This window comes from Agromyces sp. NPDC029043 (genome assembly GCF_055564615.1).
In genome coordinates this window covers 196,613-221,917 of the sequence record NZ_JBVHVX010000007.1, presented here as the reverse complement: position 1 = coordinate 221,917, position 25,305 = coordinate 196,613, and the positions used below count along the sequence as shown (strand labels likewise).

The window sequence follows — 25,305 nt, the reverse complement described above, 5'->3', positions numbered from 1 at the left end:
GGGACGCTAAAGCCTACGGGAGACATACGAACCATTCCGTGATCGGCCCAGACGGGCTGCCGCCGGCTGCGGCGAGCGGATGTAGCGGGCGCGCCCCGCAACCTCCCCTCGGCCCTCAGGCGACGGCGGGCTGCACCTCGCGGCCGTCCTCGGAGATGGGCGCGTGCCGCATCCGCGCTGCCGCCCACGCGGAGACGAGCGTGATCGCCGAGAGCAGCGCCAGCACCACCCCGGGATGCCACCACACGTAGCCGGTCGACTCGCCGAGCAGGGTCGTGACCAGCGGGATGAACCCGGACACCGCGGCCGCGACGGCGTACGCCACCGAGAGCGCCGAGTAGCGGTAGTGGTCGGCGAACAGGTCGTTCATGAGGCCGCCGAGCGCCGCCCACGACATGGTCGGGAGGATGCCGCCGACGATCATGGTGCCGACGAGCACGGGGAAGCTCGCGAACTGGAGCAGCCAGTACATCGGGAACGTGATCAGGAGCGTGCCGAGCGCGCCGTAGGCGACCACCCTCGCTGAGCCGACCCGGGTCGCCCACCAGCCGAAGAGCGGGATCGTCACGAGCTGCAGCAGGCCGCCGATCGTGGTCGCCACCAGGAGGTCCTGGAAGCTGAAGCCGAGCGTCGTGACGCCGTAGTTGATCGTGTACGTGTTCATGAGCGAGTACGAGCCGATGCCGAGCATCGCGGCGCCGAACGCCACGAGCAGGGCCACGGGCTGCGCCCGGAACATCGCGGCGAACGGGACCCGGTCGCGCCGGTGCTCCGCGACGACGGCCTTGAAGACGGGCGTCTCGTCGATCGAGATGCGCAGCCACAGCGACACGAGCAGCAGCGGGAACGCGAGCAGGAACGGGATGCGCCATCCCCATTCGGCGAGCTGGTCGGCCGGCAGGACGAGCGTCATCACGATGAAGACGACGGCCGAGAGGATGGAGCCGACGGGGGAGCCGAGCTGTGGCACGGCCGCGTAGAACGCGCGCTTCACCGGGTTCGCGTGCTCGGTCGCGAGCAGGATCGAGCCGCCCCACTCGCCGCCGAGCGAGAGGCCCTGCGCGACGCGGAGCAGGACGAGCAGCACCGCGCCGAGCCAGCCGGCCTGCGCGTACGTCGGCAGGAGGCCGATGAGGCCCGTCGCGACGCCCATCACGCCGACCGTCCAGAGCAGGGTCGCGCGCCGTCCGATGCGGTCGCCGAGGTGGCCGAAGATCGCGGCGCCGAGCGGGCGGACCACGAATGCGACGCCGATGGTGGCGAACGCGGCGAGCGTGCCGCCGAACTGGCCGAGCGGGTCGAAGAACAGCGGCCCGATGAAGTACGCGCTGAAGTACGCGAAGACGTAGAAGTCGAACGACTCGAGCGACGTGCCCACCATCGACGCCCAGGCGACGCGGCGGACGGGGGAGGAGCTCGGGGGAAGGGATTCCGTGGAGGGGACTGCAGTGGTCACGGCTGACCATCCTGACAGCGGCCGGATGTCGCGACAAGGCAATTGCGCTATTCGCACTAGCACAACTGCTTGAAGTGCTCGCGGGAGCGGCGTAGCGTCGATCCGTGCGCATCCGCCTCGACCCGACCGCGCCCGGACCCATCTTCGACCAGCTCGCCTCCTCGCTCCGGGCCTCCATCGTGGACGGGCGCGTCGCCTACGGCGAGCGCCTGCCGGCCGCCCGCGAACTCGCCGAGGCCCTCGAGATCAACGTCCACACCGTGCTCCGCGCGTACCGCGTCCTGCGCGACGAGGGGCTCATCGAGCTGCATCCCGGCCGCGGCGCCGTCGTGGCCAAGCGGCTCGGCCACCACACGGCACTCGCCGGCGCCATCCACGACCTCGTCGACGAGGCGCGGCTCAACGGCATCGACGCGCCGGCGCTCCTCTCGCTCATCCGCGAGGCGTACCGCTGAGGGCGCCGGAGGGGGAGCGCCCACCTGCCTCGCACGGTACTCTGGTAGCCAGCGACTGCGATCCGGCCATCACCGGGGAGTCTTCGGAAGAACGCGGAACGGGCGCCACGAGGCATCCGGGTCGTCACTAGAACCGAACGGGACCAGCCCGTCACAGCTGAGGAACGAGAGGCTCCGGCGTCGCCGGGGCAAGCGGGGTGGTACCGCGGTGGCGCTCGACGGGCGCACCGTCCTCGTGGAACCGGCGAATCCAGCAGGAGCGAGCGTTGTACCCCAAGGGCCAGGACCCCGAGCAGTCGTCCGTCACGCCGTCGCCGTCCTTCCCGGCGATCGAGCAGGCCGTGCTCGCGCACTGGAAGGCCGACGGCACCTTCCAGGCGTCCATCGACCAGCGCGAGGGCGCACCGGAGTGGGTGTTCTACGACGGCCCGCCGTTCGCGAACGGCCTGCCGCACTACGGCCACCTGCTCACCGGCTACGCCAAGGATCTCTTCCCGCGCTTCCAGACCATGCGCGGCAAGCAGGTGCACCGCCGCTTCGGCTGGGACACCCACGGACTGCCGGCCGAGCTCGAGGCCGAGCGCCAGCTCGGCATCACCGACAAGGCCGAGATCGAGCGCATGGGCATCGCGGCGTTCAACCAGGCCGCGCGCGAGGCCGTCCTCCGCTACACCGAGGAGTGGGAGGAGTACGTCACGCGACAGGCCCGCTGGGTCGACTTCGAGGACGACTACAAGACGCTCGACGTCACGTTCATGGAGTCGGTGGTCTGGGCGTTCAAGCAGCTGCACGAGAAGGGCCTCGCCTACGAGGGCCACCGCGTGCTGCCGTACTGCTGGCGCGACCAGACGCCGCTCTCGAACCACGAGCTCCGCATGGACGACGACGTCTACAAGAACGTCCAGGACCAGACCGTCACGGTCACCTTCCCGCTCACGGGCGCCAAGGCCGAGTCGCTCGGCCTCACCGCGGTGCGCGCGCTCGCCTGGACGACCACGCCCTGGACGCTTCCGACGAACTTCGCGCTCGCCGTCGGTCCCGACATCGAGTACGCCGTGGTGCCCGCCGGCCCGAACGGCACCCCGGATGCCACGGTGCTGCGCGAGCGCGGCGGCGACGCGCCATCCGACACCGAGGTGCTGGGCGCCGAGTACCTGCTCGCGCGCGACCTCGTGGGCAACTACGCCAAGGAGCTCGGCTACGACTCGGCCGACGACGCCCGCGCCGCCGTGAGCCGCACGGTGCGCGGCGCCGAGCTCGAGGGCGTCACCTACGACCGGCTCTTCGACTACTACGCCGACGTCGAGCGCTGGGGCCTCGAGAACGCCTGGGTCATCCTCGTCGCCGACTACGTCACGACCGAGGACGGCACCGGCCTCGTCCACCAGGCGCCTGCATACGGCGAGGAGGACCAGAAGGCCTGCGAGGCGGCCGGGATCCCGGTGGTGCTCTCGCTCGACGAGGGCGGCAAGTTCCTCCCCGAGGTGACGGATGTCGCGGGGCTGCTCTGGAGCGACGCGAACAAGCCGCTCACCCAGCTCCTGCGGGCCGAGGGCCGCCTGCTCCGCCAAGCGAGCTACGAGCACTCGTACCCGCACTGCTGGCGGTGCCGGAACCCGCTCATCTACCGCGCGGTGTCGAGCTGGTTCGTGCGCGTGCCGGAATTCCGGGGACGCATGGAGGAGCTCAACCAGGAGGTGAACTGGGTCCCGGCGAACGTCAAGGACGGCCAGTTCGGCAAGTGGCTCTCGGGCGCACGCGACTGGTCGATCAGCCGCAACCGGTACTGGGGCTCGCCGATCCCCGTGTGGAAGTCCGACGACCCCGCGTACCCGCGCATCGACGTGTACGGCTCGCTCGAGGAGCTCGAGCGCGACTTCGGCCGCCTGCCGCTGAACCAGCACGGCGAACCCGACCTGCACCGTCCGTACATCGACGAGCTCACGCGCCCGAACCCCGACGACCCGACGGGGAAGTCGACCATGCGCCGGATCCCCGACGTGCTCGACGTGTGGTTCGACTCGGGGTCGATGCCGTTCGCGCAGGTCCACTACCCGTTCGAGAACCGAGAGTGGTTCGACAGCCACAACCCGGCCGACTTCATCGTCGAGTACATCGGGCAGACCCGCGGCTGGTTCTACACCCTTCACGTGCTCTCGACGGCGCTCTTCGACCGGCCCGCCTTCGAGAACGTGGTGAGCCACGGCATCGTGCTCGGCAACGACGGGCAGAAGATGTCGAAGTCGCTGCGCAACTACCCCGACGTCAACGAGGTCTTCGATCGCGACGGCTCCGACGCGATGCGCTGGTTCCTCATGTCGAGCTCCGTTCTGCGCGGCGGCAACCTCATCGTGACCGAGGAGGGCATCCGCGAGGGCGTGCGCCAGCTCATGCTGCCGCTCTGGAGCACCTGGTACTTCTTCTCGCTCTACGCCAACACCGCGCGCGAGGGCGGGTACGAAGCATCCCGCTCGACCTCCTCGACCGACGTGCTCGACCGGTACCTGCTCGCCAAGCTCCGCGACCTCGTCGAGGCGGTCACCGCCGACCTCGAGGACTTCGACTCGCCGCTGGCCGCCCAGAAGCTGCGCGACTTCGCCGACGTGCTCACGAACTGGTACGTGCGCCGGTCGCGCGACCGGTTCTGGCAGGGGGTCGAGGCGGATGGCACGGGCGCCGAGGCGTTCGACACGCTCTACACCGTGCTCGAGACGCTCACCCGGCTCGCGGCGCCGCTGCTGCCGCTCGTGACCGAGCAGGTCTGGCGCGGGCTCACGGGCGGGCGGAGCGTGCACCTCGAGGACTGGCCCGTCGCCGACGAGTTCCCCGCCGACCCCGAGCTGGTGGCGGCGATGGACGGCGTGCGCGAGGTCACCGGTGCGGTGCTGGCGCTGCGCAAGCAGGCGGGCCGGCGCGTGCGGCTGCCGCTCGCGTCGCTCACGGTCGTGACGGCGGATGCCGCGGCGCTCGCGCCCTTCGAGGCGATCCTCCGCGACGAGCTCAACGTCAAGCGCGTCGAGCTCGTCGCGCTCGACGAGTCGAGCGCCGCCGCGTACGGCGTCACCAAGCGCCTCACGGTGAACGCGCGTGCCGCCGGACCGCGCCTCGGCAAGCAGGTGCAGCAGGCGATCCAGGCCGCTCGTTCGGGCGACTGGTCGCTCGACGGCGACACGGTCGTGGCGGGCGGCATCGCGCTCGAGCCCGGCGAGTACGACCTCGTGCTCGAGGTCGGCGGCGCCGGCGACGGCGGGAACGCCCTCGGCCTGCTCGCCGACGGCGGCTTCGTGATCCTCGACGTGCAGACGACGCCCGAGCTCGAGGCCGAGGGACTCGCGCGCGACGTCGTGCGGGCCGTCCAGGAATCGCGCAAGGCCGCCGGGCTCGAGGTCGGGGACCGCATCCGGCTCGAGCTCACCCTCGACGCCGCAGGCGCTGCGGCGGCCGAGGCGCACCGCGAGCTGATCGCGCGCGAGACGCTCGCGACCGAGCTGCGCATCGCCGAGGGCGACGTGGGCGGCGACGGTGCGCGTCCGGTGGGCGAGCGTTCGAGGCTGCTCGTCGCCGTCGACCGGGTCGCGGAGGTGACCGTCCCGTGACCGACGCCATCCCCGAGGCCACGCCCGACGAGCGCGACGCCGCCGACGCCGTGTACGCGGCGCTGCTCGCCCGCATCGGCGAGGCCGCACCGCAACCCCGGCTCGACGCGACCCGACGGGCCGTGGAGCTGCTCGGCGACCCGCACCGAGCGGCACCCGTCATCCACCTCACCGGAACCAACGGGAAGACCTCGACGAGCCGGATGGTCGAGAGCATCCTCCGCGCTGAGGGGCTGCGCACCGGCCTGCTCACGAGCCCGCACCTCGTGCGATTCACCGAGCGGATCCGCATCGACGGCGAGCCCATCACCGACGAGGCCGTCGCGCGCATCTGGGGCGAGATCGAGCCGTTCATCGGGCTCGTCGACGCCGAGCTCGTCGAGCGCGACGAGGAGCCGCTGACGTTCTTCGAAGCGCTCACCGTGCTCGCGTTCGCGGCCTTCGCCGACGCCCCCGTCGACGTGGTCGTCCTCGAGGTCGGCATGGGCGGCGAGTGGGATTCGACGAACGTCGCCGACGGCCAGGTCGCCGTCTTCACGCCCATCGCACTCGACCACGAGTCGCGCCTCGGTCGCACGGTCGCCGAGATCGCGCGGACGAAGGCCGGCATCATCAAGCCCGGGGCCGCGGTGGTCACCGCCTTCCAGTCACCCGAGGCGCTCGAAGTGCTGCACGAGGTCGCGGCGGCGAACGACGCGACGGTCGCGATCGAGGGCGGCGGATTCGCCGTGCTCGACTCGCGTGTCGCGGTCGGCGGCCAGCTCGTCGGCATCCGCGGGCTCGCGGGGGAGTACCGCGACGTCGCACTCCCGCTCTACGGGCGCCACCAGGCCGAGAACGCCGCCGTCGCCGTCGCCGCCGTCGAGTCGTTCCTCGGCGGCGGGGCCGTGCGCCTCGCCGACGACGTGCTCGAGGAGGGACTCGGCGCGGTGACGTCGCCGGGTCGCCTGCACCCGATCTCGACCGAGCCGACCGTGCTCGTCGATGCGGCGCACAACCCCCACGGTGCCGCTGCGCTCGTCGAGGCCCTCGGCGAGTACTTCGACTTCGACGAGCTGCTCGTCGTGTTCGGCGTGCTGGGCGACAAGGACGTGAGCGGCATCGTCCGCGCGCTCGAGCCGAGCGGCGCGCGGTTCCTCGCGACGCAGTCCCAGTCCGATCGGGCGGTGCCGGCCGGCGAGCTCGCGGCATCCGTCGCCTCTATCGTCGGCCCCGATCGGGTCGACGTCGCCGAGCGGCTCGACGACGCGCTCGACGAAGCCCGCGACTGGGCGGGCCGCGGCGAGAAGCGCGGGGTCGTCGTGACCGGGTCGATCACGCTCGTCGGCGACGCGATGGCGATCGCCGAGGACCGCGAGTGGGGGAGCCGATGAGCGACGCGGCGGCGCCGATGCCCGAGGAGCAGCCCCCGGCCGCCGATCCCGCGCGACCGGCGCGCTCGCTGCGCCAGACCCTCGCGGCGATCGTGCTCACGTTCGAGGTCGTCGTCGTCTTCCTGGGCGCGCTCGTCATCTGGGGCCTCTCACGGGAGGACGGCGGGCCGTTCGGGCTGCCGTCGTGGGCCGCGCTCGTCGCGGGCGGCGTGCTCATCCTGCTGATGCTCCTCACCATCCCGCTCCTGCGCTACGAGTGGGCGTACGTCCTCGGCTGGGCGGTGCAGGTGCTGGTCCTGGCATCCGGCCTGCTCAACCCCGCCATGTACCTGGTCGGCGCGATCTTCGGCGGCATGTGGGCCTACTGCATGGTCGTCGGCGCCCGCATCGACCGCGCCCGGGCGGCGGAGGCCGCCACGGGTACCGAACCCGGAAAGGAACCCGCATGACCACCGAGATCGAAGAGACCCTCGTCCTCATCAAGCCCGACGGGGTCGCCCGCAACCTCACCGGCGAGATCCTGCGCCGCATCGAGGCCAAGGGCTACTCCCTGGTCGACCTCCGCATGCTGCAGGCCGACCGCGAACTGCTCGCGACGCACTACGCCGAGCATGAGGGCAAGCCGTTCTACGAGCCGCTCGTCGAGTTCATGCAGTCCGGCCCGGTCGTGGCCGCGCGGGTCGCGGGCAATCGCGTGATCGAGGGGTTCCGCGTGCTCGCCGGCACGACCGACCCGACCACCGCGGCGCCGGGCACGATCCGCGGGGACTTCGGCCGCGACTGGGGCCTGAAGGTCCAGCAGAACCTCGTGCACGGCTCCGACTCGGTGGAGTCGGCCGAGCGCGAGCTCGCGCTCTGGTTCGCCTGAGTCGCGGCGCGGACACGCGGGCGGTGGGATCCGGTCGACCGGATCCCACCCCCCGTCTCGTTCCGTCTCGTTCCGGCCCTCAGAACAGGTTCTGAAGGTCGAGGATCACGCGGGGGATCGCGTTCATGTGCACCTGCGCGAGCACCACCACGACCGCGTAGCTCGCGATCGTGATCACGACCACCCAGCTCAGCGCGACGGCGCCGACGCGGCGCACCCGCTCGTCGGAGCCGAACACGCCCTCCCGCAGGTTCCGGAAGGTCACGGCCCAGAACGTCGGGATGGTCACCGCCCAGGTGAGCATGCACCAGGGGCAGAGCACGTCGAGGACGTAGATGCTCTGGGCGATGAGCCAGATCACGAGAGCGAGCGCGCCCGTGACGCCCACGTTGAGGCCGATCCAGAACCACCGGTCGAATCGGGCGCGGGCGAGCAGCGCCATCCCGATCGTGATGACCACCGGCCACGCCATGAGGCCGATGAAGGGGTTGGGGAAGCCGAAGATCGAGCCCTGCTGCGAGGCGAGGTTGGTGCTGCACCCGACGAGCACGCCCACGTTGCAGCCCGGCTCGTAGCCCGGGTCGGAGAGCGTGAGGATCTTCTCGATCGACAACTCGAACGCGGCCAGGAGCCCCAGCCCGCCCGCGATCACGAGGAACACGGCGAACGCGATCGGCCGCGCCGAGCGGGGGGAATCGGGCATGGACCGATTCTGGCACGCCGATTCCGCGCTCCGCTGGGAGACCGTGCGATAATCGGAGGAGTCGTCCGGGCCGCGCCCGGTGCGACGCCAACGAGGGCTTTGAGGATGCACCGCATCCCATCCGCGGAGCAACCGCGAGATTTGGCGTCACCGGCACCCGCCGGGCGCAGCAGTGAAGGATTGGCGATCCCGCGCACGGCGCAGGGTCGCTCTGAGGAGTACGGGCGAGATGGCGCGGCCATCGCACCCGGCGTAGGAGTGCACCAGAGATGGTGGAAGACAACGGAACACCGCCGAACGCATCAGAGCACGAGGCGCCGCGGCGCCGCGCCGGACTGTTCGGGGCACGTCGCTCCGGGCGACGTGCGCAGATCGTCCCCCGCGTCGGCGACGCGCTGAACGAGCAGGCCGGCCCGAACGAGCCGATCCAGCCGACGGATGTCGCGGCGCCCGACGCGACCGGCGAGGCCGTGCCGGCCACCCCGCCGACGGTCTCGGCCGATGCGGGCGCCGAGCCGACCGCCGGTCAGGAGACCGACGGTGCCGAGCAGGGTCGCCCCGAGACCGGCGAGGCCGGCGACGCCGGCGAGGCCGAGGAGCCCGCTGGCGGAGCCGAAGCCGACCGGCCCGAGGCCGCCGAATCCGAGGCAAGCGAGGCCGGGGCGCCCGAGGCCTCGTCCTCCGACGCCGAGCCGGAGCAGCCCGCTCCGGAGTCGCCGATCCCGGCCGTGCTGACCACCACCTCGCTCATCTTCCATGCCCCGCCCGTCTTCGCGCCGCCGGCCGAGGAGAGCCCCGAGCGCGAATCGGGCGCCGCCGAGGGTTCGAGCGTGCGCCGCCGCGCGCGCCGCCGAAGCGGCGAGGAGTCGCGGACGGTCGCTGACGAGCCCGCCAACACCGTCGTCAAGGTCCGCAAGCCCCGCGAGCCCGAGCTGATCACCGAGCCGCAGAAGGTGAAGGGCTCCACCCGCCTCGAGGCCAAGAAGCAGCGGCGTCGCGACGGCCGAGACGCGGGGCGCCGCCGCGCCGTCATCACCGAGGCCGAGTTCCTCGCGCGTCGCGAGTCGGTCGACCGCCGGATGGTCGTGCGCCAGAAGGGCGGCCGCATCCAGATCGGCGTGATGGAGGACGGCGTGCTCGTCGAGCACTACGTCGCCCGCAACCAGGACGCGTCGCTCATCGGCAACGTCTACCTCGGCCGTGTGCAGAACGTGCTGCCGAGCATGGAGGCGGCGTTCGTCGACATCGGCCGCGGCCGTAACGCGGTGCTGTACTCGGGCGAGGTCGACTGGGATGCCGCCGCCGAGAACGGCGAGAAGAACCAGCCGCGCCGCATCGAGCTCGCGCTCAAGCCCGGCGACCGCGTGCTCGTCCAGGTCACGAAGGACCCGGTCGGCCACAAGGGCGCCCGGCTGACGAGCCAGATCTCGCTGCCCGGCCGCTACCTGGTCTACGTCCCCAACGGCTCGATGAACGGCATCAGCCGCAAGCTCCCCGACACCGAGCGCGCGCGCCTCAAGAAGATCCTCAAGGAGGTGCTCCCCGAGAACCAGGGCGTGATTGTCCGCACCGCCGCCGAGGGCGCCACCGAGGAGCAGCTCACGCGCGACGTCAACCGCCTGATCAGCCAGTGGGCCGACATCTCGCAGACCATCGAGAAGGTGCAGGCGCCGGCGCTGCTGCACTCCGAGCCCGACCTGCTCATCAAGATCGTCCGCGACGTCTTCAACGAGGACTTCCAGAAGATGATCATCGCCGGCGACGACGCGCGCCGGACGATCGAGAAGTACCTGGGCCAGGTCGCACCCGACCTGCTCGAGCGCGTCGAGGCGTACACGGGCGAGCGCGACGCGTTCGACGAGTTCCGCATCACCGAGCAGATCGAGAAGGCCCTCGAGCGCAAGGTGTGGCTCCCGTCGGGCGGATCGCTCATCATCGACCGCACCGAGGCCATGACCGTCATCGACGTGAACACGGGCAAGTTCGTGGGCTCGGGCGGCAACCTCGAGGAGACCGTCACCAAGAACAACCTCGAGGCCGCCGAGGAGATCGTCCGCCAGCTGCGGCTGCGCGACATCGGCGGCATCATCGTCGTCGACTTCATCGACATGGTGCTCGAGTCCAACCGCGACCTCGTGCTGCGCAGGCTGGTCGAGTGCCTCTCGCGCGACCGCACCAAGCACCAGGTGGCCGAGGTCACGAGTCTCGGCCTCGTCCAGATGACCCGCAAGAAGCTCGGCCTCGGGCTCCTCGAGTCGTTCAGCGAGCCGTGCGAGGTGTGCGCGGGCCGCGGCATCATCGTGCACCACGAACCCATCGCCAAGCACCGCGCGCCCCAGCAGCAGGTCGAACGGCGGCGCAACCGCGGCGGCGGCAACGGCGGCGGTGGCACCTCGTCGGCGCCGGCGAACGACAAGGCGCACCAGGGCACGCACGCGATCACCGAGGATGTGAAGCACGCGCTCGCGCAGATCGCGGCCTCGACGGTCGCGCACGGCGAGCACAAGGCGCAGGCGGCTCCGGTCGCCGACGCGCCGCCGGTCGCATCCGAGGCGCCGGCGGCTCAGGCCGCCGAGCAGCCGCAGCCCACCGGCGGCGAGGCGTCCGAGCCGTCGAGCGGGCGCCGTCGCGGCCGCCGTCGGGCGTCCCGCGGTTCGGGCGGAGGCGGGGGCGCCGAGCGCCAGCATGCACCGGAGCCCGTGGCCGACGCCGAGGTCGACCGCGGTGAGGCCGCCTCGGCTCCGGCCACGGCTCCGACCGCACCGGAGGCGGCGCCCGAGGAGCGTCCCGCGCCGATCATCGAACTGCCCGAGCCGCCGGCTCGTCGCGAGCGCCCGCTTCGGGTCGCCGAGGCCGAGACGCTGCTCGACTCGGTGCTCGACGCGCTGCCGGCGCCGAAGGCGGCCGGCGAGGGGCGCGCTCGGTCGCGCGGCCGCCGCGTCTCGACCGCCGCGCTCAGCCCTGCCGGCTCGCCGCCCGTGATCACCCGGCCCGACGGCACGCCGCAGTCAGGCGCCGAGTGACCGGCGCTCGCGCGGCGTGACCCGAAGCCCGCTGGCCGCGAGCCGCCGCACGAGCTCGCGCGGCGGCACGGGCTCCGCGCCGGCGGCGACCAGCTCGTCGTATCGCTCGGCGGGCACATCGTAGTGATCCAGGTCGAATCCGCGGCGGGGGATCCCGGCACGCTCGGCGAAGGCCGTGAGCTCCTCGATGGAGGAGTCGCTGACCAGGTGCGACCACACGGTGCCGTGCTTGGGCCAGAGCGGCGGATCGATGAGCACGGTCATGGCGCCGAGTGTACGCCCCGGGGACTCGAGGCCGGCGCGTGCGGATGCGTGACACGCGGGGTGGCGCCCGTTTGACCGCCTCTCCGGCATCCGGTAAACTCGACCGTTGGTGCCGCCGCTTATCCCGGTGGGCACGCACAGTTTTCTGGCAGTGACGACCCTCCTTCCCGCTGGGGTCATCCGCGCAGTGACATCCCATCAGTTAGGCGGAGTCGCATGACTCCCTGGAGATAGGTACGAGAAGTGGTTTACGCAGTAGTGCGCGCCGGTGGCCGGCAGGAGAAGGTCGAGGTCGGCACCATCGTGACGATGGACCGGATCAAGGCCGACAAGGACGGCAACGTCCAGCTCACGCCCGTCCTCCTCGTCGACGGCGACAAGATCACCTCCGACGCGAAGTCGCTCGCCAAGGTCACGGTCACGGCCGAGGTCCTGAACGACCTTCGCGGCCCGAAGATCGTGATCCAGAAGTTCAAGAACAAGACCGGCTACAAGAAGCGCCAGGGGCACCGTCAGGAGCTCACGCGCGTCAAGATCACCGGCATCAAGTAACGGCCAGAGGAGACAGGGACAATGGCACACAAGAAGGGTGCGAGCTCCACTCGCAACGGTCGTGACTCGAACGCCAAGCGCCTCGGCGTGAAGCGCTTCGGCGGCCAGGTCGTCTCGGCGGGCGAGATCCTCGTCCGCCAGCGCGGCACGCACTTCCACCCCGGTGCGGGTGTGGGTCGTGGTGGCGACGACACGCTGTTCGCCCTCGAGGCCGGCGCGGTCGAGTTCGGCAACAAGGGCGGCCGCAAGGTCGTGAACATCGTCACGGTCGACGCGTAGTCGTCGGTCGATGTCGTGAGGGCGGGCTTCGGCTCGCCCTCACGTGTTTCCAGAGAGAGGTGACGCGGCCATGGTGAGCTTCGTCGATCAGGTGCGGCTGTTCGTCCGTGCGGGCCACGGCGGCAACGGCTGCGTCTCGGTGCGCCGCGAGAAGTTCAAGCCGCTCGCCGGCCCCGACGGCGGCAACGGCGGCGACGGCGGCGACATCGTGCTCGTCGCCGACCCGCAGGTCACGACGCTCCTCTCGTACCACGGCCGCCCCCACCGCTCCTCCGAGAACGGCCAGCCCGGCATGGGCGACAACCGGTCCGGCGCGACCGGCGAAGACCTGGAGCTTCCCGTTCCCGTCGGCACCGTCGTCAAGGACGCCGACGGCACCGAGCTCGCCGACCTCGCCGAGCCCGGCATGCGCTTCGTCGTCGCCCCCGGCGGCCAGGGCGGCCTCGGCAACGCCGCGCTCGCGTCGCCGAAGCGCAAGGCGCCCGGCTTCGCGCTGCTCGGCACGCCCGGCTTCGAGGGCGAGGTCTCGCTCGAGCTGAAGACCATCGCGGATGTCGCGCTCGTCGGCTTCCCGTCGGCCGGCAAGTCGAGCCTCATCGCCGCGATGTCCGCGGCGCGCCCGAAGATCGCCGACTACCCGTTCACGACCCTCCACCCGAACCTCGGAGTCGTGCAGGCCGGCGACCACCGCTTCACCGTGGCCGACGTGCCCGGGCTGATCGAAGGGGCGAGCGAGGGCAAGGGCCTCGGGCTCGAGTTCCTGCGCCACGTCGAGCGGTGCTCGGCGCTGCTGCACGTGCTCGACTGCGCGACGCTCGAACCCGGTCGCGACCCGATCAGCGACCTCGACGTGATCCTCGCCGAGCTGGGCGCCTACGAGGTGCCCGAAGGCCAGGTCCCGCTGCTCGACCGCCCGCAGCTCGTCGCGCTGAACAAGGTCGATGTTCCCGAGGCACGTGAGCTCGCCCAGTTCGTCCGCCCCGAGCTCGAGGCGCGCGGCTACGCCGTGTTCGAGATCTCGACGGTGAGCCACGAGGGCCTGCGGCAGCTCGGCTACGCGCTCGGCGAGGTCGTCGATCGAGCCCGCACGGAGGCCGCGCACGCCCCCGCGGCCCCCCGCATCGTGCTCCGGCCGAAGGCCGTGCAGGAGGCCGATTTCGTCGTGCGGCCCGAGGGCGGCAGCTACGGGACGATCTACCGGGTGCTCGGTGCGAAGCCCGAACGCTGGGTCGCGCAGACCGACTTCCAGAACGACGAGGCCGTCGGCTACCTCGCCGACCGCCTCGCCCGCCTCGGCGTCGAGGACGAGCTCGTCCGTGCGGGCGCCGTCGCGGGCTCGACCGTCGTGATCGGGCCGGGCGCGGGCGTCGTGTTCGACTGGGAGCCGACGCTCACCTCCACGGCCGAGCTCATCACGTCCCCACGGGGCGCCGACATCCGCCTCGACGACAACCGCCGGGCCACGCGCGCCGAGCGCCGCAGCGGCTACCACGAGCGCATGGACGCCAAGGCCGAGGCGCGTGCCGAGCTCGAGCGCGAGCGCGAAGCCGGCCTCTGGGCCGACGAGGCGGCCGATGCCGGCGAGCGCGACGCATCCGGCGGCGAGGAGGAGCGGTGACCGCCCGCCCGCTGACGCGTGATGCGATCGGGAGCGCCAGGCGCATCGTCGTCAAGGTCGGGTCGTCGTCGATCTCGGGCGAGAACGCCGGCCAGATCGAACCGCTCGTCGACGCGCTCGCGGCCGCGCATGCGCGCGGCGCCGAGGTGATCCTGGTCTCCTCAGGTGCCATCGCCACGGGCATGCCCTACCTCAAGCTCGACGCGCGGCCCGACGACCTCGCGACCCAGCAGGCCGCCGCGTCGGTCGGCCAGAACGTCCTCATCTACCGCTACCAGAACTCCCTCCGTCGCTACGGCATCGTCGCCGGACAAGTGCTGCTCACCGCGGGAGACCTCGAGAACGACACGCACCGCCTGAACGCCCAGCGCGCGATGGAGCGGCTGCTCGGCCTGCGGATCCTGCCCATCGTCAACGAGAACGACACCGTGGCGACCCACGAGATCCGCTTCGGCGACAACGACCGGCTCGCGGCGATGGTCGCCGAGCTCGTCGACGCCGAGCTGCTCGTCCTGCTCTCCGACGTCGACGCGCTGTACACGAAGCCTCCGCACCTCGCGGGCGCCGAGCGGATCGAGCACGTGCCGCACGGCGACCCGCTCGGCGGCGTCGAGATCGGGTCCATCGGCCGGGCCGGGGTGGGCACCGGGGGTGCGGAGACGAAGGTGTCGGCGGCGCGGATCGCCGCGGCATCCGGAGCCGGCGTGCTCCTGACGGCGACGACGCTCGTGTCCGAGGCGCTGACCGGCGAGCCCGTCGGCACCTGGTTCGAGCCCGCGGCCGACTGACGTCACACGGGTCCCGTCCCCCTCGGGCCGAACTAGGCTTGGCAGTATGACCGACGTCCGCACCGATCCTGCCGCCGACCTGGCGGCCGACCTCGCCACCGTGCTCGACGAGCGCCTCGCCGCCGCGAAGGAGGCGTCGCGCGGCCTCGCGCGCGCCACGACCGCCGAGAAGGATGCCGCGCTGCAGGCCATCGCCGACCGCCTCCGCGCACGCGTCGACGACATCGTCGCCGCGAACCGCCTCGACCTGGAGGCCGGCCGCGCGTCGGGGCTCAGCGCCGGCCTGCTCGACCGGCTCACGCTCGACGAGCGACGGATCGGCGCGATCGCCGACGCCGTGCTCGAGCTGGTCGCGCTCACCGACCCGGTCGGCGAGACGGTCAGCGGCCGGACCCTGCCCAACGGCGTCCGGATCGAGCAGGTGCGGGTGCCCCTCGGCGTCGTCGGCGCGATCTACGAGGCTCGGCCCAACGTCACCGTCGACATCGCGTCACTCGCGCTCAAGAGCGGCAACGCGGTCGCCCTGCGCGGCGGCTCGGCGGCCGAGCGCACCAACGGGGTGCTCGTCGACGTGCTGCGTGAGGCGATCGCGAGCGCGGGGCTGCCGGCCGACGCGGTGCAGACCGTCGACGACTTCGGGCGCGAGGGCGCCCGCCACCTGATGCGGGCCCGCGACCATGTCGACGTGCTGATCCCGCGGGGGAGCGCGGCGCTGATCCGCGCCGTCGTCGACGAGGCGACGGTGCCCGTCATCGAGACGGGCGCCGGCGTGGTGCACATGTTCCTCGACGCGAGCGCACGGGAGGACTGGTCGGTCGACCTCGTGCACAACGCGAAGGTGCAGCGCCCGAGCGTCTGCAACGCGCTCGAGACCCTGCTCGTGCACGCCGATGCGGCCGAGCGGCTGCTTCCGCCAGTGCTCGCCAAGCTCGAGGCCTCCGGCGTCACCGTCCACGGCGACGACCGGGTGCGGGCGCTCCATCCCGAAGCGGTGCCGACGACCGACGAGGACTGGGCGACCGAGCACATGAGCCTCGACCTCTCGGTGGGCATCGTCGACTCGCTCGACGACGCGCTCGCGCACATCCGCCGGTACTCGACCAAGCACACCGAGTCGATCGTGACCAACGACCTCGGCAACGCCGAGCGCTTCCTCGACGAGGTCGACGCGGCCGCGGTCATGGTCAACGCGTCGACGCGGTTCACCGACGGCGCGGAGTTCGGCTTCGGCGCCGAGGTCGGCATCTCCACGCAGAAGCTGCACGCTCGCGGGCCGATGGGCCTGCCCGAGCTGACGAGCACCAAGTGGATCGTCCGCGGCGCCGGGCACGTGCGCGCCTGAGCCGATCCGGCCCCCGCGTCCCCGCTAGACTGTCCTGAGCGAACCCCCGCGGAGAACCGAAGGAGCGGCGAATGAGCCTTGCGACCGCAGTGCTGACGAGCACGGTGCTGACCGAGACCGTGCACGCGAGGGAGCTTCCGATGGAGCCGATCGTGTACGGCATCATCACCATCGCGATCTTCTTCGTGCTCGGCTCGGTCGCCTACTCGTACCGCGACGTCGCGAACCGCCACCGCGCGAAGGCCGCCGCCTACGCGGCACGCCACGCCGGAACGGAGCCGGGCGGGCACTGAGGCCGGCGAGCCGGTCGTGACCACCGAGACGCGCCGACCACGTATCGGCGTGATGGGCGGCACGTTCGACCCCATCCACCACGGGCACCTCGTGGCGGCGAGCGAGGTCGCGCAGTCCTTCGGTCTCGACGAGGTGGTGTTCGTCCCCACCGGGCGGCCGTACTACAAAGAGGTGGTCACCCCCGCCGAGCACCGATACCTCATGACGGTGATCGCCACGGCCTCCAATCCGCGCTTCACGGTGAGCCGCGTCGACATCGACCGCGAGAAGCCCACCTACACGATCGACACGCTCCGCGACATCCGCGCGGAGCGCCCGGAGGCCGACCTCTTCTTCATCTCCGGGGCCGACGCGATCGCGCAGATCCTCTCGTGGAAGGACGTGGAGGAGCTGTGGTCGCTCGCGCACTTCGTGGCTGTGAGTCGGCCGGGACACGTGTTGTCCGTTTCGGGTCTGCCCGAGCAGGACGTAAGCTTGCTGGAGGTTCCGGCGCTGGCGATCTCGTCGACGGACTGCCGGGACCGAGTGCATCGGGGCTTCCCGGTGTGGTACCTGGTGCCTGACGGGGTCGTCCAGTACATCTCCAAGCACCACCTCTATCGGAGTGTCGAATGACGTCGTCGAACGAACCGCCGCTCACGCGCCGCGAGATCCGCGAGCGCGAGCGGCTGATCGAGCAGCAGCAGGCTGCCTCGGCGTCCCAGCAGGCGGATGGCCCGGCGCCCGCCCAGGCGCCGCAGGCCGCTCCGCCGAGCTATCCCGCAGGACAGCCGTACCCACAGCAGCAGCGAGTTCCGCAGCCGACCGGCCCGCAGGGCGGCGGGTACGGGGCGCCGTCGCGCGGCGCCCCCGCGGGCGGTGGCGGCGGCGGCGCGCCGCAACGACGTCCCGGCGAGCAGCGCCAGGCGCCACAGGCGCCCGGACGCCCGCCGCAGGCGTGGTCGGATGCGCCGGCCCGTGCCCCGCAGCAGTACCCGCAGTCCCCGCCCTCTCCACGTGACGCGTACACGTCGGGTGCCATGCCCGTGCCCCAGGGCGATCCGCGCGCGCAGGCTCCGCAGCGCCCGCCGCAGGGCGAGTCTCCTCGCCCGCCCCAGGGGCCGCCGCGCGGTGCGCCCGCACCACGCACCACTCCCGAGCGCACGCTCACGCGTCGCGAGCTCCGCGCGATGCTCGACTCCCACGCGGGCGACGGCTTCGACGAGGGCGACGAGCCCGACGAGGTCCAGCAGCGTGCTGCGTCGCCGGCCCAACGGGGGCCTGCCACTCAGCAACGTCCGCAGGGCGCACCCGGCGGGCGCGGTCCCGCGCCGCAGCAGCCGTCGCGCCATCCGCATCAGCCCGCACCCGGTCGTTCGGCCGCGCCGCACACCACCGTCGATGCCGGCCTCGACGAACCCGTCGCCGCGCCGAAGCCGGTCGGCCACTGGACGTCGCAGCTCAACCTGCCCGACGAGCGCGTCGAGCCGTACGATCAGCTGCTCTCGCGCGGCGGGTCGCCTCGCGGCGTCCCCACCACCACGAACGCGCTCATCCTGCCGACGCTGCCCGACCAGGGCGCGCTGGCCGGCACCCCGCTCGCACCGAGCGGCGAGATCATCGTCACCGGCTCGATCGACCTGCCCCGCAGCTACGGCTCGACGGGCGTCCACCCGAGCCAGATCGACTCGAGCGATGTCGACCGCATCTTCGACAGCAGCGTCGAGGATGTCGCCGGCCCGGGCGTCGCACCCGTCTCCGCGACGCGTGCGATCAGCACGCAGGGGCCCAGCAAGGCGATGATGGCGCCGCCGTCGAAGGAGGGCATGAACGTGCCGCTCGTGCTCGCGGTCACCGCCGGCGTGCTCGCGCTCGGCGTCGTCGCCACCCTCGTCGTCGGCGCGGTGGCGGGGCTCTTCTGATCGTCATGACCGTTTCCCGGAAGTCGAGGACATGACCGCAACCGACCACGCCCACCGCCTGCTCGCCATCGCCGCGCGAGCCGCCGACGGGAAGGGAGCCGAGGACCTGGTCGCACTCGACGTGTCGGAACCGCTGCCCTTCACCGATGTCTTCCTGCTCGTCAGCGGCAACTCCGAGCGCAACGTCGTCGCCATCGCCGACGCGGTCGTGGAGGCGATCCGGGATGCCGGAGAAGACGTGGTGCGCCGCGAGGGCCGCGACGCGGGTCGATGGGCCCTGCTCGACTTCGGCGACCTGGTCGTGCACGTCTTCCACCGCGAGGAGCGGATGTACTACGGCCTCGAGCGACTGTGGCGCGATTGCCCGTCGATCCCGGTGGAGCCGCTCATCGAGCGCGACGGTTCGACCGCCTCGCCGGCCACCGAGTCGTCGTCCTGAGGTCGCCTCGATTTCATTTCGCGACGGGGGCTGGTGTAGGCTGAATCCGTTGCCCCGGGCGGGCAACACACCTCATACGGGTCTGTGGCGCAGCTGGTAGCGCACCTGCATGGCATGCAGGGGGTCAGGGGTTCGAGTCCCCTCAGATCCACCAATCTCCAAGAAACGCGACGCTCGACGAGCATCGCGTTTCGTCGTTTCCGAGGTCAGGCGGCGTGCAGCGAGTCGGCGCGGCGGACGCGCGTGACGGCGTCGGGCGCAGCGGTGAAGCGCCCGGTGCGACCGTCGGGGGTCATGTAATGCACGCGGATGCCTCGGCCGACGCGCATGAGCTTCGTGATCTCGTAGACGCCGCCGGTCGCACTGACCAGCGTGTCGCCCAGGGCGAGCTCCCTGGTCTGCTTGAGTTCGACGGCTTCCATGCTGAGAGCATCTCAGGACCCACCGACATCGTCGGCCGGAACACCCGCCAGGTCCGCCAGCACCGTCGCCATCCGGCCGGGGGAGGTGCGCGGCACCACGTGCGGATCGCTCGGCACGACCATCAACCGTGCTTCCCCCGCACTCGCGTCGACCAGTCGCCGGCACCACGCCTCGCGTGCGATCGGGTCGCGCTCGCCCCGGACGATGACCGCGGGCACGCGGCATCCTCGCATGCGCTCGAGCGTCGGGTACCGCATCATCTCGCGGAGCACCTTGACGTACCAGCGCACTCCACCGCGCACGTAGTCGCGCAGCACGAGCCCGTTCACCGGCATGGGCTCGAGGACGGTGTCTCGCAGGAGGTCCGCGAACTGGCGGAGGACCGAATGCCGGCCGGGGTCGACCACGGGGCCGACCATCACGATCGCCGCGACGTCGTCGGGCCGTCGCCTCGCCAGCTCGAGCACCACCTGGGTGCCCATCGAGTGGCCGGCCGCGACGACGGGCCATGCGCCGAGCCGATCGAGCAGCGCGGCGAGGTCGGACGCATACGTCTCGATGCTGGCGGCGCGCAACGGCCGGTCGGTCGAGCCGAACCCGGCCAGGTCGACGTTCAGGCAGCGGATTCCGGGCGGAAGCTCGCGCTGGACGGGTTCGAGCGAGGCGTGCGTCATGCCGATGCCGTGCACGAGCAGGACGGCGGCCGATCCGGCCGCCGTCGCGCCTGATTCGTGGACGAGGTACTCGCGGTCGTCGATGCGCAGGTCGTGGTCGGTCGTCTCCAGCGTGTGATCCGGCACGGCATCGACCGTACTCGGATGGGCCGGGGCATGGGACCCCTTGCGCACGGCGCGCTCGCTTGACCGACCCCCGGACGCGGCACACAATGAGGGGACGATCCGAACGCAAGGGGTTCCGCGACATGAGCGACACGACCGCCCGCACCTCCGAACAGAGCTACCCCGGCGCCGGATACGGCGACACGGTGGTCTTCGGCACCGAACCCGAACCGTCCGCGACGCCCGAGCCACCCGCGGAATCCACGACCAAGTCGCCCGCGCCGTGGAGCCGCGACCTGCGGTTCATGCTCGTCGTGATCATCGCGATCGCCGCGCTCTTCCTGGCGTTCGCGCTCGTCGTCGCCTTCACGCCGACGGGCGCCGGGGTCAGCGCCCTCGCGGTGGTGGCGGCCCCGATCGCGACCATGGTCGCGGCGTACTACGGCATCTCGCTCGCGCTGCGACAGGTCGCCGACGCCCGCCGGGCGGCCGACGCCGCCGAGGCGCGCGCGCGTGCCGCCGAGACCACCGCGCGCGAGTCCGACGCCTGGGCGGCGCAGATGGAGTCCGGCCTGCGTGTCGCGGTCGCCAAGCTCGCCGCCGCCCGCATCGAGACCCGCGACGTGGAGCGCGCGGCCGGCACCCCCGACGACTTCTTCTGATCCGGCCGGAGCCCGGAAACGGCCGAGGCGCACCCCGATCGGGGTGCGCCTCGGTCGCGTCTCGACCGTGCGCGTCAGAGGTCGGCGAGGAGCGAGATCGGGCGCTCGATGCAGCGCGCGACGTAGGTCAGGAACGCGGCCGCCTCAGCTCCGTCGCACACCCGGTGGTCGAACGAGATCGTCAGCTCGGTGACGCTGCGCACCGCGAGCTGGCCGTCGACCACCCAGGGGCGCTCCACGAGCCGACCGATGCCGAGCATCGCGGCCTCCGGGTGGTTGATGATCGCGGCCGAGCCGTCGACGCCGAGCGTGCCGTAGTTGTTCAGCGTGAACGTCCCGCCCGAGAGGGCGTCGGGCGGGAACGCGCCCGTCGCCGCCTGCTCGGTGCGGGCCTGCACGCCGTCGCGCAGCTCGCGCAGCGACATCCGCTCGGCCCCGTGGACGACCGGCACGAGCAGCCCGCGCGGCGTCTGTGCGGCCAGGCCGAGGTTGATCGCGGAATGCAGCACCAGCTCGGTGCGCTCGGCGTCGAAGCTCGCGTTCAGCGACGGATGGCGCTTCAGTCCGGCCACCACGAAGCGGGCGACGAGGGCGGTCATGCCGAAGCGCTCGCCCGTGGCGTCCTGCAGCTGGCGGCGTGCGGCGACGAGCTCGGTGGCATCGACGTCCATCCAGACGGTCGCCTCCGGGATCTCGCGGCGCGACGTCGTGAAGTGCGCCGCGGCAGCGCGTGCGGTCCGGTCGAGCGGCACGCGGTGATCGCCCGTGGCGACGGATGCCACGGCCGGCGTGGTGGCGCGGGCGGTGACGGATGGCGCGGCGCCGGCGTGCGCGGCCGTGACGCCGGTGGGCGTGCCGGCCCGCGCCGCCTCGACCTCTCGGATGAAGGCCTCGACGTCACCGCGCGTGACGAGCCCGTCGGGGCCCGAGCCCACGAGCTCGGACGCGTCGAAGCCGTGCTCGCGCGCCAGGCGGCGCACGATCGGCGAGACGACGGGGGAATGGCGGTCGTGGTCGAGCGCCTCGCGCGGGTCGTCGACCGGCGCGGGTCCGGCTGCGTCCTCGGACGCGGCGGCGCCTGCGCCCGCCGGGTCGGGCGGGGTGGCAACCGGCGGCGTCGCGGCGGCGGGCGGCGCCGGTGACGGCCCCCCGCCGGATGCGGCCCGCCGGGCGCCGAAGCGCGACGGCGCGGACGCCGAGCGCGCCGTCGCGGCCGTCGTGCGCGTGCCGTAGCCGATCAGCACGGCGCCCGACTCCTCGGACGCGGTCTCGGTGGGTGCCGCCACGCCGGGCTCGGCGGCGACGGGCGCGGGCGAGGCCGCGGCATCCGTCGTCGGCTCGGCGGCCGCGCCGACCGGCGTCAGCCGCATCAGCACCTCGCCGGCGTGCAGTACCTGGCCGACCTCGCCGCCGAGCGATTCGACGACGCCGCCGAACGGCGTGGGGAGTTGCACGACCGATTTCGCCGACTCGAGCTCGACGACCGGCTGGTCGACGCTCACCTCATCGCCGGGCTGCACGAGCCAGGCGACGACCTCGGCCTCGGTGAGGCCCTCGCCGAGGTCGGGCAGGATGAACTCGCGCGCGGTCATGACAGGTCCCATTCCCACGAGGCGAGCGCGTCGAGCACTCGATCGGGTGTCGGCAGGTGGTGTTCCTCGAGCTTGGGCGACGGATACGGGATGTCGTAGCCCGTGATGCGCAGGATCGGCGCGGCGAGGTGGAAGAAGTTGCGCTCGGTCAGCCGCGCCGCGACCTCGGCGCCGTACCCGCCGAACTGGGCGGCCTCGTGGATGACCGCGGCGCGCGAGGTCTTGCGCACCGATGCGCCGACGGTCTCGTCGTCGAACGGCGAGAGGCTGCGCAGGTCGACGACCTCGATCGAGAGCCCCTCGGCCTCGGCGGCGGCCGCGGCATCGAGCGCGGTGCGCACGGTCGGGCCGTACGCGATGAGCGAGACGTCGGTGCCCTCGCGCACGACCTGGGCGCGGTTCATGGGCGCGGTGCGGACGGGCAGTTCGAGGTCGGCCTTGGCCCAGTACCGGCTCTTGGGCTCCATGAACACGATCGGGTCGTCGCTCTCGATCGCCTCGCGCAGCATCGAGTAGGCGTCGGCCGGGTTCGAGGGCATCACCACGGTGAGGCCGGGCGTCGCCGTCCAGTACGCCTCGGAGGAGTCGGAATGGTGCTCCACGCCGCCGATCGCACCCGCGCACGGGATGCGGATCACCATCGGCAGGCTCACGCGCCCCTTGGTGCGGTTCCGCATCTTCGCCACGTGCGAGACGATCTGCTCGAACGCCGGATAGCTGAACGCGTCGAACTGCATCTCGACGACCGGTCGCAGGCCGTACATGGCCATGCCGACCGCGGTGCCCACGATGCCGGACTCGGCGAGCGGCGAGTCCCAGACGCGTTCGTCGCCGAACTTCGCCTGCAGTCCGTCGGTGACGCGGAAGACCCCGCCCAGCGGCCCGACGTCCTCGCCGTAGACGACGACGCGGTCGTCGGCCTCCATGGCGTCGCGGAGGGCGGCGTTGAGCGCGCCCGCCATGGTCAGCGGCTGCGAAGCGGATGCCGCGGCATCCGCCGCTCGTTCGGTCGCGGTGGCGCTCATCGGGCGGAGACCTCCGCACCCGCGCCGACCGCGTCCGCCGCGAGCTCGGCCTCGAGGGCCGACCGCTGCTCGGCCAGGGACGCGCGCGGCGCCGCGTAGACGTGGTCGAACAGCTCGAGCGGGTCGAGCTGCGGCTGCTCGCTCATCGCCTCGCGAGTGCGCGCGGCCAGCTTCTCCGCCGCTTCGCCGATCTCGGCGCGCACGGCGTCGGTGAGCGCTCCCTCCGAGACGAGGTACTTCTCGAGCCGCTCGATCGGGTCGCGCCGCTTCCAGTGCTCGACGTCGCGCTTCTGGCGGTAGCGGGTGGGGTCGTCGGAGTTGGTGTGCGACTCGATGCGGTAGGTGAGGCCCTCGATGAGGGTGGGCCCGCCACCCGAGCGGGCCCGCTCGACGGCTGCCGACGCGACCGCGTACATCGCGGCGATGTCGTTGCCGTCGACGTGGTAGCCCGGCATGCCGTAACCCACGGCCTTGTCGGCGAGGGTCGTCGCGTGCGTCTGCCGAGTGAGCGGCGTGCTGATCGCGAACTGGTTGTTCTGCACGAGGAACACGGTCGGGGTCTGCCATACGGCCGCGAAATTGAAGGCCTCGTGCGCGTCGCCCTCGCTCGTCGCGCCGTCGCCGAGGTAGGTGAGGGTCACGATGGGATCGCGACGCAGGCGCGCGGCGTGGGCCAGGCCGACGGCGTGCAGGGCCTGCGTGGCGAGGGGCGTCGCCATCGACGCGGTGCGGTGCTCGTGCTGGTCCCAGCCGTTGTGCCAGTCGCCGCGGAACGACTGCAGGATCTCGCCGGGTGCGAGGCCCCGCGTGAGCAGGGCGATGCTGTCGCGGTAGGTCGGGAAGAACCAGTCGTCGGCGGTGATCGCCGAGATCACGCCGATCTCGCAGGCCTCCTGGCCGTAGGCCGAGGGGTACGTCGCGAGCCGGCCCTGCTTGGTGAGCGCGGTGACCTGCACGTCGAAGCGGCGCGCGACGACCATGCGCCGGTACAGCTCGAGGAGCGTCTCGACGGGCGGGAGTGCGAAGCCGCCGGTCTCGCGACCATGGAGGGCATGGCCGGCGTTGTCCAGCAGCCGGAGCGGCTTCTCTGACGGCAGGACGCGGGTCTCGTGATGCTCGACGTTGAGGCTCATACGGCCATGGTGCGCCAGTCTGAGGGCCCTCGCTCGGGGTACGCGGGAACCGTGAACGAACGGCACGACCCGGGCGAAACGGAAGCCGAGCGTCCGCGATCCGGGCCCTCAGGCGCGCCAGATGTCCAGGGACTGCGCGGGCGGCCGACCATCGATCTCGGCGAGGATCAGGTGCGACCTCGTCGACACCACACCGGGCATGTCGTGGATGTCGCGGAGGATCGCCTGGCTCAGCTGCTCGTGATCGGGTGCGCTCACCGTGAGGATGATGTCGATGTCGCCCGACACGGCCTGGACCTTCTCGACGAAGGGGAGCGTGGCGAGCTTCGCGGCGATCTCCTCCCATGAGACGTCGCCGATGCGGACCACCACGAGCGCGGAGATGTTCAGCCCGATCGCCTTCCGGTCGATCTGCGCGCCGAACCCCGTGATCACCCCGCGCTGCTGGAGCGCCAGCACCCGATTGTGCGCGGCGGTGCGGGAGATGTGCACGCGCTCGGCGAGGGTGCGCACCGAGAGCCGGCCGTCGCGGCTCAGTTCCGCGACGATGCGTCGGTCGATCGCGTCGAGCGGCTCGCCGCGATTCGATGCGTGCTGGGTCATCCTCGTCCTCGCAGGTCACCCTCAGCGTACCGGCTGCACTGCCGCACGCGTTGGAGGGATCTGCGCATGGGGATGGTGCGCACCGCCATCGGCATGCGCCCGGCTCGCGTGCAGGCGCCGCACGTAGACTCGGGCGG

Annotated in this window: 25 protein-coding genes and 1 tRNA gene; 17 read left to right on the top strand and 9 right to left on the bottom strand. The window is 72.0% G+C overall.

Annotated features, from left to right (window positions below):
- Positions 1 to 115: 115 nt before the first annotated feature.
- Complete coding sequence (locus ACZ4TW_RS11585) at positions 116 to 1,456, bottom strand: MFS transporter (RefSeq protein WP_465542863.1); 1,341 nt, start codon at positions 1,454 to 1,456, stop codon at positions 116 to 118.
- 104 nt (positions 1,457 to 1,560) lie between these two features.
- On the opposite strand from ACZ4TW_RS11585, the gene ACZ4TW_RS11580 reads away from it, so the two are divergent.
- From ACZ4TW_RS11580 to ndk, 5 genes are all read left to right on the top strand, one after another.
- Entirely contained in the window at positions 1,561 to 1,911 is a 351-nt protein-coding gene (locus tag ACZ4TW_RS11580) for a GntR family transcriptional regulator (protein WP_465542862.1), read from the top strand.
- Positions 1,912 to 2,177: 266 nt separating this feature from the next.
- Positions 2,178 to 5,507, top strand: a complete 3,330-nt coding sequence (gene ileS / locus ACZ4TW_RS11575; RefSeq protein WP_465542861.1) for an isoleucine--tRNA ligase — start codon at positions 2,178 to 2,180, stop codon at positions 5,505 to 5,507.
- Positions 5,504 to 6,880 (top strand): bifunctional folylpolyglutamate synthase/dihydrofolate synthase, encoded by a 1,377-nt coding sequence (locus tag ACZ4TW_RS11570; RefSeq protein ID WP_465542860.1) that lies wholly within the window; start codon positions 5,504 to 5,506, stop codon positions 6,878 to 6,880. Before ileS ends, ACZ4TW_RS11570 begins: the two co-directional genes overlap by 4 nt.
- Entirely contained in the window at positions 6,877 to 7,329 is a 453-nt protein-coding gene (locus ACZ4TW_RS11565) for a DUF4233 domain-containing protein (RefSeq protein ID WP_465542859.1), read from the top strand. Before ACZ4TW_RS11570 ends, ACZ4TW_RS11565 begins: the two co-directional genes overlap by 4 nt.
- Positions 7,326 to 7,748, top strand: a complete 423-nt coding sequence (gene ndk / locus ACZ4TW_RS11560; RefSeq protein ID WP_465542858.1) for a nucleoside-diphosphate kinase — start codon at positions 7,326 to 7,328, stop codon at positions 7,746 to 7,748. Before ACZ4TW_RS11565 ends, ndk begins: the two co-directional genes overlap by 4 nt.
- 79 nt (positions 7,749 to 7,827) lie before the next feature.
- On the opposite strand, the gene ACZ4TW_RS11555 is transcribed toward ndk, so the two are convergent.
- Positions 7,828 to 8,451, bottom strand: coding sequence for a vitamin K epoxide reductase family protein (locus ACZ4TW_RS11555; protein ID WP_465542857.1), 624 nt, complete (start codon positions 8,449 to 8,451; stop codon positions 7,828 to 7,830).
- A 269-nt stretch (positions 8,452 to 8,720) separates the two neighbouring features.
- On the opposite strand from ACZ4TW_RS11555, the gene ACZ4TW_RS11550 reads away from it, so the two are divergent.
- Positions 8,721 to 11,474, top strand: a complete 2,754-nt coding sequence (locus ACZ4TW_RS11550; protein ID WP_465542856.1) for an Rne/Rng family ribonuclease — start codon at positions 8,721 to 8,723, stop codon at positions 11,472 to 11,474.
- Here ACZ4TW_RS11550 and ACZ4TW_RS11545 read toward each other — a convergent pair.
- Positions 11,460 to 11,738: a DUF4031 domain-containing protein gene (locus ACZ4TW_RS11545; protein WP_465542855.1), complete on the bottom strand. Its 279-nt coding sequence runs from the start codon at positions 11,736 to 11,738 to the stop codon at positions 11,460 to 11,462. The two genes, ACZ4TW_RS11550 and ACZ4TW_RS11545, sit on opposite strands and share 15 nt — an antisense overlap.
- Before the next feature lie 243 nt (positions 11,739 to 11,981).
- On the opposite strand from ACZ4TW_RS11545, the gene rplU reads away from it, so the two are divergent.
- The 10 genes from rplU to ACZ4TW_RS11495 all read left to right on the top strand — a co-directional run bounded on the left by rplU (position 11,982) and on the right by ACZ4TW_RS11495 (position 19,105).
- Positions 11,982 to 12,290, top strand: coding sequence for a 50S ribosomal protein L21 (gene rplU, locus ACZ4TW_RS11540; RefSeq protein WP_129234758.1), 309 nt, complete (start codon positions 11,982 to 11,984; stop codon positions 12,288 to 12,290).
- Positions 12,291 to 12,311: 21 nt separating this feature from the next.
- Positions 12,312 to 12,569 (top strand): 50S ribosomal protein L27, encoded by a 258-nt coding sequence (rpmA, locus tag ACZ4TW_RS11535; protein ID WP_234659018.1) that lies wholly within the window; start codon positions 12,312 to 12,314, stop codon positions 12,567 to 12,569.
- A gap of 70 nt (positions 12,570 to 12,639) precedes the next feature.
- Positions 12,640 to 14,187: a GTPase ObgE gene (gene obgE, locus ACZ4TW_RS11530; protein WP_465542854.1), complete on the top strand. Its 1,548-nt coding sequence runs from the start codon at positions 12,640 to 12,642 to the stop codon at positions 14,185 to 14,187.
- On the top strand, positions 14,184 to 14,975 hold the full coding sequence (gene proB, locus ACZ4TW_RS11525) for a glutamate 5-kinase (protein WP_465542853.1): 792 nt from the start codon (positions 14,184 to 14,186) through the stop codon (positions 14,973 to 14,975). Before obgE ends, proB begins: the two co-directional genes overlap by 4 nt.
- Positions 14,976 to 15,021: 46 nt before the next feature.
- Complete coding sequence (locus ACZ4TW_RS11520; RefSeq protein WP_465542852.1) at positions 15,022 to 16,317, top strand: glutamate-5-semialdehyde dehydrogenase; 1,296 nt, start codon at positions 15,022 to 15,024, stop codon at positions 16,315 to 16,317.
- A gap of 71 nt (positions 16,318 to 16,388) precedes the next feature.
- Complete coding sequence (locus ACZ4TW_RS11515; RefSeq protein ID WP_465542851.1) at positions 16,389 to 16,610, top strand: hypothetical protein; 222 nt, start codon at positions 16,389 to 16,391, stop codon at positions 16,608 to 16,610.
- A gap of 16 nt (positions 16,611 to 16,626) precedes the next feature.
- Positions 16,627 to 17,226, top strand: coding sequence for a nicotinate-nucleotide adenylyltransferase (nadD, locus tag ACZ4TW_RS11510; RefSeq protein ID WP_465542850.1), 600 nt, complete (start codon positions 16,627 to 16,629; stop codon positions 17,224 to 17,226).
- Positions 17,223 to 18,512, top strand: a complete 1,290-nt coding sequence (locus ACZ4TW_RS11505; RefSeq protein WP_465542849.1) for a hypothetical protein — start codon at positions 17,223 to 17,225, stop codon at positions 18,510 to 18,512. Before nadD ends, ACZ4TW_RS11505 begins: the two co-directional genes overlap by 4 nt.
- A gap of 31 nt (positions 18,513 to 18,543) precedes the next feature.
- On the top strand, positions 18,544 to 18,951 hold the full coding sequence (rsfS, locus tag ACZ4TW_RS11500; protein WP_465542848.1) for a ribosome silencing factor: 408 nt from the start codon (positions 18,544 to 18,546) through the stop codon (positions 18,949 to 18,951).
- Positions 18,952 to 19,029: 78 nt separating this feature from the next.
- A tRNA-Ala gene (locus ACZ4TW_RS11495) sits at positions 19,030 to 19,105 on the top strand.
- A 52-nt stretch (positions 19,106 to 19,157) separates the two neighbouring features.
- Here ACZ4TW_RS11495 and ACZ4TW_RS11490 read toward each other — a convergent pair.
- Together ACZ4TW_RS11490 and ACZ4TW_RS11485 are read right to left on the bottom strand one after the other, a co-directional pair.
- Entirely contained in the window at positions 19,158 to 19,373 is a 216-nt protein-coding gene (locus ACZ4TW_RS11490) for a hypothetical protein (protein ID WP_465542847.1), read from the bottom strand.
- A 12-nt stretch (positions 19,374 to 19,385) separates the two neighbouring features.
- On the bottom strand, positions 19,386 to 20,174 hold the full coding sequence (locus ACZ4TW_RS11485) for an alpha/beta fold hydrolase (RefSeq protein WP_465542846.1): 789 nt from the start codon (positions 20,172 to 20,174) through the stop codon (positions 19,386 to 19,388).
- A gap of 122 nt (positions 20,175 to 20,296) precedes the next feature.
- Between ACZ4TW_RS11485 and ACZ4TW_RS11480 the strand changes: the two genes are divergently transcribed.
- Positions 20,297 to 20,815, top strand: a complete 519-nt coding sequence (locus ACZ4TW_RS11480; RefSeq protein ID WP_465542845.1) for a hypothetical protein — start codon at positions 20,297 to 20,299, stop codon at positions 20,813 to 20,815.
- 74 nt (positions 20,816 to 20,889) lie between these two features.
- On the opposite strand, the gene ACZ4TW_RS11475 is transcribed toward ACZ4TW_RS11480, so the two are convergent.
- From ACZ4TW_RS11475 to ACZ4TW_RS11460, 4 genes are all read right to left on the bottom strand, one after another.
- Positions 20,890 to 22,407 carry a dihydrolipoamide acetyltransferase family protein gene (locus ACZ4TW_RS11475; RefSeq protein ID WP_465542844.1) on the bottom strand — a complete coding sequence of 506 codons (1,518 nt, stop codon included), beginning with the start codon at positions 22,405 to 22,407 and terminating at the stop codon, positions 20,890 to 20,892.
- On the bottom strand, positions 22,404 to 23,432 hold the full coding sequence (locus tag ACZ4TW_RS11470; protein WP_465542843.1) for an alpha-ketoacid dehydrogenase subunit beta: 1,029 nt from the start codon (positions 23,430 to 23,432) through the stop codon (positions 22,404 to 22,406). The genes ACZ4TW_RS11475 and ACZ4TW_RS11470 overlap by 4 nt, the downstream gene beginning before the upstream one ends.
- Entirely contained in the window at positions 23,429 to 24,565 is a 1,137-nt protein-coding gene (pdhA, locus tag ACZ4TW_RS11465) for a pyruvate dehydrogenase (acetyl-transferring) E1 component subunit alpha (protein ID WP_465542842.1), read from the bottom strand. Before pdhA ends, ACZ4TW_RS11470 begins: the two co-directional genes overlap by 4 nt.
- Before the next feature lie 108 nt (positions 24,566 to 24,673).
- A complete protein-coding gene (locus ACZ4TW_RS11460; protein ID WP_465542841.1) occupies positions 24,674 to 25,168 on the bottom strand; it encodes an Lrp/AsnC family transcriptional regulator in 495 nt (164 codons plus the stop codon).
- Positions 25,169 to 25,305: the final 137 nt, after the last annotated feature.

Excerpts from the sequence above, each read along its gene's own strand:
- ACZ4TW_RS11565 (WP_465542859.1), top strand. The coding sequence starts at position 6,877 with ATGAGCGACGCGGCGGCGCCGATGCCCGAGGAGCAGCCCCCGGCCGCC.
- ndk (WP_465542858.1), top strand. The coding sequence starts at position 7,326 with ATGACCACCGAGATCGAAGAGACCCTCGTCCTCATCAAGCCCGACGGG.
- ACZ4TW_RS11555 (WP_465542857.1), bottom strand. The coding sequence starts at position 8,451 with ATGCCCGATTCCCCCCGCTCGGCGCGGCCGATCGCGTTCGCCGTGTTC.
- ACZ4TW_RS11550 (WP_465542856.1), top strand. The coding sequence starts at position 8,721 with ATGGTGGAAGACAACGGAACACCGCCGAACGCATCAGAGCACGAGGCG.
- ACZ4TW_RS11545 (WP_465542855.1), bottom strand. The coding sequence starts at position 11,738 with ATGACCGTGCTCATCGATCCGCCGCTCTGGCCCAAGCACGGCACCGTG.
- rpmA (WP_234659018.1), top strand. The coding sequence starts at position 12,312 with ATGGCACACAAGAAGGGTGCGAGCTCCACTCGCAACGGTCGTGACTCG.
- obgE (WP_465542854.1), top strand. The coding sequence starts at position 12,640 with ATGGTGAGCTTCGTCGATCAGGTGCGGCTGTTCGTCCGTGCGGGCCAC.
- ACZ4TW_RS11520 (WP_465542852.1), top strand. The coding sequence starts at position 15,022 with ATGACCGACGTCCGCACCGATCCTGCCGCCGACCTGGCGGCCGACCTC.
- ACZ4TW_RS11515 (WP_465542851.1), top strand. The coding sequence starts at position 16,389 with ATGAGCCTTGCGACCGCAGTGCTGACGAGCACGGTGCTGACCGAGACC.
- ACZ4TW_RS11505 (WP_465542849.1), top strand. The coding sequence starts at position 17,223 with ATGACGTCGTCGAACGAACCGCCGCTCACGCGCCGCGAGATCCGCGAG.
- rsfS (WP_465542848.1), top strand. The coding sequence starts at position 18,544 with ATGACCGCAACCGACCACGCCCACCGCCTGCTCGCCATCGCCGCGCGA.
- ACZ4TW_RS11490 (WP_465542847.1), bottom strand. The coding sequence starts at position 19,373 with ATGGAAGCCGTCGAACTCAAGCAGACCAGGGAGCTCGCCCTGGGCGAC.
- ACZ4TW_RS11480 (WP_465542845.1), top strand. The coding sequence starts at position 20,297 with ATGAGCGACACGACCGCCCGCACCTCCGAACAGAGCTACCCCGGCGCC.
- ACZ4TW_RS11475 (WP_465542844.1), bottom strand. The coding sequence starts at position 22,407 with ATGACCGCGCGCGAGTTCATCCTGCCCGACCTCGGCGAGGGCCTCACC.
- ACZ4TW_RS11470 (WP_465542843.1), bottom strand. The coding sequence starts at position 23,432 with ATGAGCGCCACCGCGACCGAACGAGCGGCGGATGCCGCGGCATCCGCT.
- pdhA (WP_465542842.1), bottom strand. The coding sequence starts at position 24,565 with ATGAGCCTCAACGTCGAGCATCACGAGACCCGCGTCCTGCCGTCAGAG.
- ACZ4TW_RS11460 (WP_465542841.1), bottom strand. The coding sequence starts at position 25,168 with ATGACCCAGCACGCATCGAATCGCGGCGAGCCGCTCGACGCGATCGAC.